Here is a 9,902-nt window from a genome sequence, read left to right on the forward strand (position 1 = left end):
GGATGCTCATCATCGGCGCGCGCATGCGCACGCCGGCCACCTGGGTCTCGAAGGCCCGCTCGAACTCGCCGGCGTAGTGCGACACATCGGTGGAGGTGCCGCCCATGTCGAAGCCGATCACCCGGTCGAAGCCGGCCCGCTCGGCCGTACGCACCATGCCGACGATGCCGCCGGCCGGACCCGAGAGGATGGCGTCCTTGCCCTGGAAGCGGTCGGCCTGGGTGAGGCCGCCGCTGGACTGCATGAAATACAGCGGCACGCCGGGCATCTCGGAGGCGACCTGCTCGACATAGCGGCGCAGGATGGGCGAGAGGTAGGCGTCGACCACCGTGGTGTCGCCGCGCGAGACGAACTTCATCAGCGGGCTCACCTCGTGCGAGACCGACACTTGCGTGAAGCCGATGTGCCGGGCCAGGTCGGCGGCCTCGCGCTCATGCTGGGTGTGGCGATAGCCATGCATGAAGACGATGGCGCAGGCGCGGATGCCGTCGGCATAGGCGGCTTCCAGCGCCGTGCGCAAGGCGGTTGCGTCGAGCGGCTGCACCACCTCGCCGTCGGCGCCGATGCGCTCATCGGCTTCGATCACCTGCTCGTAAAGCAGCTCGGGCAGCACGATGTGGCGATCGAAGAGTCGCGGGCGGTTCTGGTAGGCGATGCGCAGCGCATCGCGGAAGCCCCGCGTGGTGACCAGCAGCGTGCGGTCGCCCTTGCGTTCCAGCAACGCGTTGGTGGCCACGGTGGTGCCCATCTTCACGCACTCGACCTGTGCGGGCGTGATGAGCTCCTGCGGCGCCAGGCCCAGCAGCCGGCGGATGCCCGCCACGGCGGCGTCGCGGTAGTGCTCGGGGTTCTCGGAGAGCAGCTTGGCGGTGGTGAGCGAACCGTCGGGGCGCCTTGCGACGATGTCGGTGAAGGTGCCGCCGCGGTCGATCCAGAACTGCCAGCGGGAGGTGGGGTGTGTGCTCATAGGGACATTGTGCGGGCTCGTCAGGCCTGCGTGTAGTAGGGGATGAAGATCTCGTTGGCTTCGCGCCCGACGGCGCGGATCCATTCCAGGGAAAAGCGCTCGCCCAGCCGCTTGAGGTCGCGGGACAGGTGGGGATGCACCGGGTCCACCTGCACGCCCTGGCGCTGGAGTTCCAGCACCGAGGAGCGCGCCAGTTCGCGGCTGGCCGCCCATCCGCGCGCCTCGGCCGAGCGGGCGGCGGCGAGGACGGCCTCGCGCGCGGGTGGCGTGAGGGCCTCGAGCCGGTCGGCTCGAACAAAGACGATGTTCTTCGGGATCCAGGCGTTGATGTCGTAGTAGTGCTTTGCAGCCCCCCAGACCTGGTTCTCCACGCCCGTCACTGCCGAGGTGATCATGGTGTCGATGCGGCCTTCGCTCAGGGCGCGGCCCACGTCCACCATCGCCACGTCCACCGGCTCGGCCCCCAGCAGCTGCGCGATGCGCACCGTGGTGGCGTTGTAGGTGCGCATGCGGGTGCCGGCCAGATCGGCCACGCGCTGCACCGGTCGCCGGCTGAACAGCCCTTGCGGCGGCCAGGGCACGGCATAGAGCACGCGCAGGCCGCGCTGGGCGAACTGGCGTTCGACCAGGGGGCGCTGGTGGCGCCACAGGCGCTCTGCGTCCTCGTAGGAGCCCACCACGAAGGGCACGGCATCGGCGCCGGCCAGCGGCAGCACGTCGGCCAGGCCGGTCATGATGGCTTCGCCGGCCTCGATGCGGCCGTCGGTGGCCGCGGTGAAGATCTGGGGCAGCGGCACCAGGCTGTTGTGGGGGTGCAGCTCGATGCGCACGCCCTGGGCGGTGGCGGTGGCCACCTCCCGGGCGAAGACCAGCAGGTTCTGGCCGTGGAAGGACTCGGCGCGATACCCGGTGGCCAGCCGCCAGGGCGTGGCGGCACGGCCTGGGACCGCCAGGGCCAGGCCGGCACCGGCCAGGAGCAGTTCACGGCGTTGCATGGGACACCTCCGCGGGGCTGTGGGCGTTCACATCTGGCTGGGCAGCCAGGTCACGAGGCCAGGGAAGAGGTAGATCAGCGCGATGGCCAGCAGCATCAGCAGGAACAGCGGCATCGTCGTGCGCGCGATGTCGGTGATCTGCCGCTTCGTGAGGGATTGCAGGACGAAGAGATTGAAGCCCACCGGCGGCGTGATCTGCGCAAGCTCCACCACCAGCACGATGAAGATGCCGAACCAGATGAGGTCGAAGCCGGCCGCCTCGACGGTGGGCAGCAGCACGGCCATCGTCAGGACCACCATCGAGATGCCGTCGAGGAAGCAGCCCAGCAAGATGAAAAACGCCACGAGCAGCACCAGCAACATCGCCGGCGACAAGCCCAGCGAGCCGATCCATTCAGCGAGGTGGCGCGGCAGGCCGATGAAGCCCATGGCCAGGGTCAGGAAGGCGGCGCCGGCGAGGATGATCCCGATCATGCAGTACACCCGCGCACCGGCCACCAGGCCCTCGCGGAAGCTGCGCCAGGTCAGCGATCCCTCGGCCGCAGCCAGGGCCAGCGACCCGGCCACGCCCAGGGCAGCCGCCTCGGTGGCCGTGGCGATGCCGGTGTAGATCGACCCCAGCACCGCGCCGATCAGCAGAACCACCGGGATGAGGTGGCGTGCAGCCTTCACCTTGTCGACGAAGCGCATGGCAGTGTCGGCGGCCGGGATGCGGCCCGGGTGGCGCAGGGACCACACGACGATGTAGCCCATGAACAGCAAGGCCAGCAGGATGCCCGGGATCACGCCGGCCACGAACAGCTTGGCGATCGAGACGTTCGACGCGACGCCGTACACGATCATGATGATTGACGGCGGAATCAGCAGGCCCAGCGTGCCCGCGCCGGCCAGGGTGCCGATGGCGATGTCGTCGGGGTAGCCGCGCTTCTTCAGCTCGGGCAACGTGATCTTGCCGATGGTGGCGCAGGTGGCCGCCGAAGACCCCGACACCGCAGCGAAGATGCCGCAGCCGATCACGTTCGTGTGCAGCAACCGGCCGGGCAGGCGGTTGAGCCAGGGCGCCAGGCCGCTGAACATGTCCTTCGCGAGCCGGGTTCGGAACAGGATCTCGCCCATCCACAGAAAGAGCGGCAGGGCCGTCAGCGTCCAGCTCGACATGTGCCCCCACATGGTCAGGGCCATGCTGTCCCCGGCGGGGCGCTGCGTGAAGAACTCCATGCCCACGGCGGCGACGGCCACCAGCGCGAGTCCGATCCACAGGCCCGAGCCCAGGATCACAAACAACAAGGCCATGAGCAGGCCCGCGACCATCATGTCCATGGTGTCGCTCCGCAAGTTGGATGAGAAGGAGGGACGGCCGCCCGCCGGCGGCCGCGGCTCACTCGGCGCTGGTGGCCTCGTGCGTTTCGAACACTTCGTGGCCGGCCAGGTGGGCCCACAGGGCTTCCAGGAAGGCCAGGGCCAGGCCAAGGCAACCGAGGGCCATGCTCAGCTGCGGAATCCACAGCGGCGTGGCGTCCGACGACGAGGAAACGTCGTGCGTCACATAGGACAGCCACACCAGACGTCCGGCATACCAGGCGATGTAGCCACTCACGCCCAGGCCGGCCAGCAGGCTCCATCCTTCGAGAAACCCGCGTGCACGCGCCGGCAGACGCTGCATCACCAGGGTGACGCGGATATGCTCGCCCCGCACCAGGGTGTGTGGCAACGCGAGGAAGAGCGCAGCGGCGATCGCATAGCCCGCGTAGGCATCCAGCCCGGGGATGTTGAAGCCGACCTGCCGACCGATCACCCCCACGACGATGCAAGCGAAGGCCGCCAGGATGCTCAGGCAGGCCAGCACGGCCAGCGCCCAGTAGAACTGCCGCGTCGTGCGCCGCAGGGCCAGCGCCAGCGGGCCGGGCCCGGAGCGAGGACGATGCAGTGCCGCCATGACCGCGTCGGAGGAGTCCGTGCCCATCGCGAGCCTCTGTGTCAGCGACGGTAGGCGTCGATGACGGCCTGTCCGTCCGCCCCGGCAGTCTTGAGCCACTCATCGGTCATGCGCGCGCCGATGGACAGCAGCTCCTTGCGCAGGGTCTCGCTGGGGCGAGACACCTTCATGCCGCGATCGAGCAGCTCGCGCATGTACTCACGGTTCTTTTCTTCGCTGATGCGCCAGCCGCGGGCCTCTGCGGCGGCGGCGGCCTGCAGCACGGCGTCCTGCGAAGGCTTGTCCAGCGCGTCGAAGGCCTTGCGATTGACCACGATGGCGTTCTTGGGCAGCCACGCCGCCACGTCGTAGAAATGGCTCACGTGCTCATAGAGTTTGCTCTCGACGCCACTGGCGCTGGAGGTGAGGAAGTTCTCGACCGTGCCGGTGGCCAGGGCCTGGGGCAACTCGGCCAGCTGGATCGTGGTCGGCTGGGCACCCACCAGCTCGGCGATGCGCGAGGTGGCCGGGTTGTAGGCGCGCATCTTGGTGCGGCGCAGATCCGCGACCGACTCGACGGGCTTGCTGGAGTAGAGACCCTGAGGCGGCCACGGCGAGACGAAGAGCAGCCTCATGCCCTGGCTGGCCAGCAGTTTCTCAAGCGCCGGCCGCGACGCATCGGAGAGCTTGCGCGCCTGCGTGTAGCTGGTGGCCAGGAAGGGGATCGAATCGACGCCGAACAACGGGTTCTCGTTCGCGGCCCCGGAGAGGATGAACTCGCCCGCCTGCGTCTGACCGGTCTGCACGGCGCGCTTGATCTCGTTGGCCTTGTACAGCGAACCGCCCGGATGCACGGTGATCTTCAGCTTGCCCCCGGAGGCCTGCTCGACCTCCTGGGCGAACTGCTGAACGTTCTGTGTCTGATAGCTGCTGGCGCCGTAGCCGGTGGGCATGTCCCACTTCACCTGCGCGGCGGCAGGGGCGGCGGACAGCGCGAAAGCCAGGCTCAGACTGGCCAGAGGGAACAACTTCATCGTGGTCTCCTGGTGGAAGGGGGCTCAGAAGGCGGCCAACTCGTGGTTGAGCCGATCGGTGATCAGCATCGCGCCCGGGGCGTGGGTGATGCAGAACTCGGGACGGGCCTGGGCCAGCGCCGCCTGGGGCGTGACCCCGCAGGCCCAGAACACGGGGATCTCATCCGGCAGCACATCCACCGCATCGCCGTAGTCCGGCCGTGCGAGGTCGGTGATGCCGATCAGCGACGGGTCGCCCAGGTGCACGGGTGCGCCGTGCACATCCGGAAAGCGCGAGGTCACCTGGATGGCGCGGATCGCTGCGGCGGCCCGCATCGGACGCATGGTCACCACCAACGGGCCGCTGAAGGGGCCGGCCGGCGTGGTGGGGATGTTGGTGCGGTACATCGGCACGTTGCAGTTGCGCTCGATGTGTCGGATGGGCAGGCCCGCTTCCTGCAAAGCCTGCTCGAACGAGAACGAACAGCCGATCACGAACGACACCAGGTCGTCGCGCCACAGCGCGGTGATGTCGGTGGGTTCCTCGATGAGCTCGCCGCGGCGCCAGACGCGGTAGCGCGGCACATCGGTGCGCAGGTCGATGTCGTCGCCCAGGGGCGGGACGTGCGGCTCGCCAGGTTCCGTGACCGCCAGCAACGGGCAGGGCTTGGGGTTGCGCTGGCAGTAGCGAAGGAAGTCGTCGGCCTGGGCCTGCGGCAGGATCACGAGGTTGCCCTGCACGTGGCCGTGGGCCAGGGTACTGGTGTGGCTGGTCCACTGGCCGCTGCGGATGGCCTGGCGCGCGGCTTGCGCCGAGCTTGTGGCGAGATCGTCCCGGAGGGTCCGGCCGGTGGTGTCGAAGGCACCCATCGATGGCTCCTGTCAAACGGAAAACTGGATGACGGACCCATTGTGTTGGGCTCGGCGCCGACGCCGCAAACGGGTTTTTTTTCGCTTAGCTCATCGATTTTTTCGATGATTGGTGGAAACCCCAAGATGGGTCAGCATGGCGTCCACAACGGTGCGTGTCAGAGAGGAAGTGGGGTCGTCCCGGTAGCTCACATGCACCGGCAGGGGCAGCAGTTTGCGCTCGCAAGACAGCACCTTGAGCGGCTTGCGCGCACCGATCTGGCGCACCGCGGCCAGCGGCAACGTGGCCACGCCGAAGCCCCCCTCCACCAGTTCGGCCATGGCCGAGATGGACGAGATGGCATGCACCCGACGAGGCTCCAGACCGTCTTGCCGAAAGAAGTCGATCAGTGCGACATGCGGCTGCGATCCGCGCTGGAAGGTCAGCAGCTCGAAGCCGGCCAGATCGGCCAGCAGGTAGCGGCGCTTGCGGTGAAGTTCGCGGTGCCCGACAAAGACCATCTCCATCGCCGGCAGGGCGCGGCTGCGCAGGCCGTCGCCGGCCGATGGCAGCGCCGCCACGGCCACGTCCAGCGTGCCCCGTCGCACCTGTTCCACCAGCACCGGCGTGGTTTCGACCGTGAGTTCCAGCTCGAAGCCGGGCAGGGCCTCGCGCATGTGCTGCACCCAGGGGATGAGCCAGGAATGCAGCACCGATTCGATCGCGCCGATGCGCAGCGAGGTGGCTGCATGGGTGCCGGCGCCCATTTCGGCCTTGATCTCACGCTGCAGTTCCAGCAGACGCTGCGCGTAGGTGAAGAAGCGCTTGCCTGCCACGGTGAGCTGGAACTGCTTGTCGCGGCGATCGAGCAGCAACACGCCCAGTTCGTCTTCCAGCGCTGCGATGCGGCTGGACATGGCCGATTGCGTGATGAAGAGCTTCTCGGCAGCGCGCGAGACACTCTGGAGCGAGACGACCCAGTAGTAGGCCTCGACGAAGCGCAGGTTCACGGCAGAAGGCTCCCGGTGTTGGCATGCAAGCTGCTTGCCCCGCAGCGCTCGCGGCAGCACAGCGAAGGTTCTCGCCGCATCGCAGGAAAGCCCTCATCTCCACGACGCCTCGAGGGCCTTATTCTCGCGTCACTTCGTTCACTTGTTGGAGATCGCCATGCAATTGCGCACCCTGATCGCCTTGGGAGCCCTGGCCCTGTCGGGCGCGGCCTTCGCACAGACCAAGTGGGACCTGCCCACGGCCTACCCTGCCACGAACTTCCACACCGTGAACATCACGCAGTTCGCCAAGGAGGTGGGCGAAGCCAGCGGCGGCAAGCTCGCGATCACCGTGCACCCGGGGGCGTCGCTCTTCAAGGCGCCCGAGATCAAGCGCGCGGTGCAGGGCAACCAGGCGCAAGCCGGCGAGATCCTGCTGGTGAACTTCCAGAACGAATGGCAGCCCTTCGGCCTGGATGGCATTCCCTTCCTGGCCGACAGCTATGACGCCGCGCGCAAGCTCTACGCAGCCCAGAAACCGGCGCTGCAGAAAAAGCTCGGCGAGCAGGGCATGATGCTGCTGTATGCCGTGGCCTGGCCGCCCCAGGGGATCTACAGCAAGACGCCGCTGAACTCGGCGGCCGATCTCAAGGGCAGCAAGTGGCGCGCCTACAGCCCCGCCACCTCGCGCATTGCCGAGCTCGTGGGCGCGCAGGCCGTCACGGTGCAGGCGGCCGAGCTGTCGCAGGCGCTGGCCACCGGGGTGGTCGAGTCCACCATGACCTCGGGCGCCACCGGGGTGGACAGCAAGCTCTTCGAGCACCTGAAGTTCTACTACGACACCCAGGCCTGGCTGCCCAAGAACGCGGTGATCGTGAACAAGCGCGCCTTCGATGCGCTGGACAAGGCCACGCAGGACGCCGTGCTCAAGGCCGCCGCCGCGGCCGAGGAGCGGGGCTGGGCCGCCAGCCAGCGTGTCAACACCGATACCCTGGCCACGCTGAGGGCCAATGGCATGACGGTGCAACCGCCCTCGGCTGCGCTGAAGAGCGACATGCAGAAGGTGGGCGCGGTGCTGCTGAAGGAATGGTTGGACAAGGCCGGTCCTGAGGGACAGGCCATCGTCGATGCCTACAAGAAGATGTGATGCGCCGCGTCCTCGATGCGCTCTATGACGGCGCGGCGGTGCTCGCCGCGCTGTGCATGATCGGCACGCTGGCGATGGTGCTGGGCAGCGTGATCGACCGCTTCCACACGCTGCCGCTGCGCGGCATGGACGCCTACGCTGGCTACTTCATGGCTGCCGCAGCCTTCCTGTCGCTGGCCCACACGCTCAAGCGCGGCGAGCACATCCGCGTGACGCTCGTCCTCAATGCCCTGGGCACCAAGGGGCGGCGTGCACTGGAGCTGTGGAGCCTGTCGGTCGCCGTGGGCCTGTCCGGGCTCTTCGCGTTCTACAGCGCGCGCCTGGTGTGGCAGTCGCGCGCCTTCCACGACATCTCCACCGGCATCGACGCCACGCCGCTGTGGATCCCGCAACTGGCGATGGCCGCCGGCACGCTGCTGCTCTTCATCGCCTTCCTCGACGAATGGTGGCTCACCGCGTGCGGCCGTGCGGCGCAAGTGCGCGAAGCGGGGGTTTGATGGACGACATCCTGATCACCAGCTTGCTGGTGCTGAGCCTGTTTGCCTTGCTGGGCTCGGGCGTGTGGATCGGCCTGACGCTCACCGGTGTGGCCTGGATCGGCATGCAGCTCTTCAGCCCCCGCCCGGCGGGCGATGCGATGGCGCTGACGATCTGGGGCTCGGCGTCGAGCTGGACGCTCACGGCGCTGCCGCTGTTCGTGTGGATGGGGGAGATCCTCTTTCGCACCAGGCTGTCGGAGGACATGTTCAAGGGGCTGGCGCCCTGGATGAATCGCCTGCCCGGCCGCCTGCTGCACACCAACATCCTGGGCTGCACCATCTTCGCGGCGGTCTCGGGCTCGTCGGCGGCCACCTGCGCCACCGTGGGCAAGATGGCGCTGCCCGAGCTGAAGCGCCGCGGCTATCCGGACGGCATCGTCGTCGGCTCGCTGGCCGGTGCGGGCACGCTGGGCCTGCTGATCCCGCCGTCGCTGATCATGATCGTCTACGGCGTCACGGCCGACGTGTCGATCGCGCGCCTGTTCGCCGCCGGCGTCTTTCCCGGCCTGCTGGTGGCGGGGCTGCTGATGGTCTACGTGATGGTCTGGGCAGCCCTCCATCGCGAACAGATCCCGGCTGCCGACCCGGGACTGTCCCTGCTCGACAAGCTCAAAGCCTCGCGCAGCCTCATCCCGGTGGTCCTGCTGATCCTTGCGGTGCTTGGCTCCATCTACACCGGCATCGCCACCGCCACCGAGGCGGCGGCCCTGGGGGTGGTGGGGGCGCTGGTGCTGTCGGCCGCGCAGGGCTCGCTGACGTGGCGCACCTTCCGCGATTCGCTGATGGGCGCCACGCGCTTGTACTGCATGATCGCCCTCATCCTTGCGGGCGCGGCCTTCCTCACGCTGTCGATGGGCTACATCGGCCTGCCGCGCCACCTGGCCGAATGGATCGGCTCGCTGGGCCTGTCGCCGCTGGCCCTGCTGGTGGCGCTGATGGTGTTCTACATCCTGCTGGGCTGCTTCCTCGACGGCATCTCGATGATCGTGCTGACCATGGGCGTGGTGCTGCCCATCGTGCAGGGGGCGGGCATCGACCTGCTGTGGTTCGGCATCTTCCTCGTCATCGTGGTGGAGATGGCCCAGATCACGCCGCCGGTGGGCTTCAACCTCTTCGTGCTGCAGGGCATGACGGGCAGGGAGCTGCCCTGGATCGCGCGCCAGGCCGCACCGATGTTCGTGCTGATGATCGTCGCCGTCGGGCTGATCTACCTCGTTCCCGAGATCGTCACCTGGCTGCCGCAGCAGGTGATGGGGCGCTGAACCCCGTTTCCTGGCCCCCCGGGGCGATGGCCCGCTCCCCGAGGGGGACGGCCCGGCTTCGGGCGGCCGGGTTCACAGGCCCAGCAGGGCCTTCACACGCCACCGCTCGCGCTCGTCGAAATGGCCGGCGATCCAGCCCTCGATGGCGTCGCGGCGCTGCGGCTCGGACAGGTGGGCGGCCTGCTGCAGCGCATGCACCTGCTCGCGGGCCTGGGCCAGGCGGGC

The 9,902-nt window shown here is 68.3% G+C and carries 10 protein-coding genes; 3 read left to right on the plus strand and 7 right to left on the minus strand.

Going from position 1 to position 9,902, the window contains the following annotated elements; translation table 11 throughout:
• The 7 genes from ACK4ZD_RS14845 to ACK4ZD_RS14875 form a co-directional block, all read right to left on the minus strand.
• A partial coding sequence (locus tag ACK4ZD_RS14845; RefSeq protein WP_409663772.1) for a hydantoinase/oxoprolinase N-terminal domain-containing protein occupies nucleotides 1–967 on the minus strand: 967 nt, incomplete at its 3' end.
• A 20-nt stretch (nucleotides 968–987) separates the two neighbouring features.
• Nucleotides 988–1,962, minus strand: a complete 975-nt coding sequence (locus ACK4ZD_RS14850; protein ID WP_409663776.1) for a TRAP transporter substrate-binding protein — start codon at nucleotides 1,960–1,962, stop codon at nucleotides 988–990.
• 27 nt (nucleotides 1,963–1,989) lie between these two features.
• Nucleotides 1,990–3,282 (minus strand): TRAP transporter large permease, encoded by a 1,293-nt coding sequence (locus ACK4ZD_RS14855; RefSeq protein WP_409663779.1) that lies wholly within the window; start codon nucleotides 3,280–3,282, stop codon nucleotides 1,990–1,992.
• A gap of 58 nt (nucleotides 3,283–3,340) precedes the next feature.
• Complete coding sequence (locus tag ACK4ZD_RS14860; RefSeq protein ID WP_409663782.1) at nucleotides 3,341–3,925, minus strand: TRAP transporter small permease; 585 nt, start codon at nucleotides 3,923–3,925, stop codon at nucleotides 3,341–3,343.
• A 14-nt stretch (nucleotides 3,926–3,939) separates the two neighbouring features.
• Complete coding sequence (locus tag ACK4ZD_RS14865) at nucleotides 3,940–4,911, minus strand: TRAP transporter substrate-binding protein (RefSeq protein ID WP_409663785.1); 972 nt, start codon at nucleotides 4,909–4,911, stop codon at nucleotides 3,940–3,942.
• Between the two features lie 24 nt (nucleotides 4,912–4,935).
• On the minus strand, nucleotides 4,936–5,760 hold the full coding sequence (locus tag ACK4ZD_RS14870) for a putative hydro-lyase (protein WP_409663788.1): 825 nt from the start codon (nucleotides 5,758–5,760) through the stop codon (nucleotides 4,936–4,938).
• A 90-nt stretch (nucleotides 5,761–5,850) separates the two neighbouring features.
• On the minus strand, nucleotides 5,851–6,750 hold the full coding sequence (locus ACK4ZD_RS14875) for a LysR family transcriptional regulator (protein WP_409663791.1): 900 nt from the start codon (nucleotides 6,748–6,750) through the stop codon (nucleotides 5,851–5,853).
• Between the two features lie 157 nt (nucleotides 6,751–6,907).
• Between ACK4ZD_RS14875 and ACK4ZD_RS14880 the strand changes: the two genes are divergently transcribed.
• Genes ACK4ZD_RS14880 through ACK4ZD_RS14890 form a run of 3 tightly spaced genes read left to right on the plus strand, consistent with a single transcriptional unit; the run spans nucleotide 6,908 to nucleotide 9,677 of the window.
• Nucleotides 6,908–7,876 (plus strand): TRAP transporter substrate-binding protein, encoded by a 969-nt coding sequence (locus ACK4ZD_RS14880; RefSeq protein ID WP_409663793.1) that lies wholly within the window; start codon nucleotides 6,908–6,910, stop codon nucleotides 7,874–7,876.
• Nucleotides 7,876–8,373 (plus strand): TRAP transporter small permease, encoded by a 498-nt coding sequence (locus ACK4ZD_RS14885; RefSeq protein WP_409663796.1) that lies wholly within the window; start codon nucleotides 7,876–7,878, stop codon nucleotides 8,371–8,373. The genes ACK4ZD_RS14880 and ACK4ZD_RS14885 overlap by 1 nt, the downstream gene beginning before the upstream one ends.
• Nucleotides 8,373–9,677 carry a TRAP transporter large permease gene (locus tag ACK4ZD_RS14890; protein WP_409663799.1) on the plus strand — a complete coding sequence of 435 codons (1,305 nt, stop codon included), beginning with the start codon at nucleotides 8,373–8,375 and terminating at the stop codon, nucleotides 9,675–9,677. Before ACK4ZD_RS14885 ends, ACK4ZD_RS14890 begins: the two co-directional genes overlap by 1 nt.
• Nucleotides 9,678–9,902: the final 225 nt, after the last annotated feature.

This window comes from Caldimonas sp., assembly GCF_046291045.1.
Classification (GTDB): Bacteria; Pseudomonadota; Gammaproteobacteria; order Burkholderiales; family Burkholderiaceae_C; genus Caldimonas.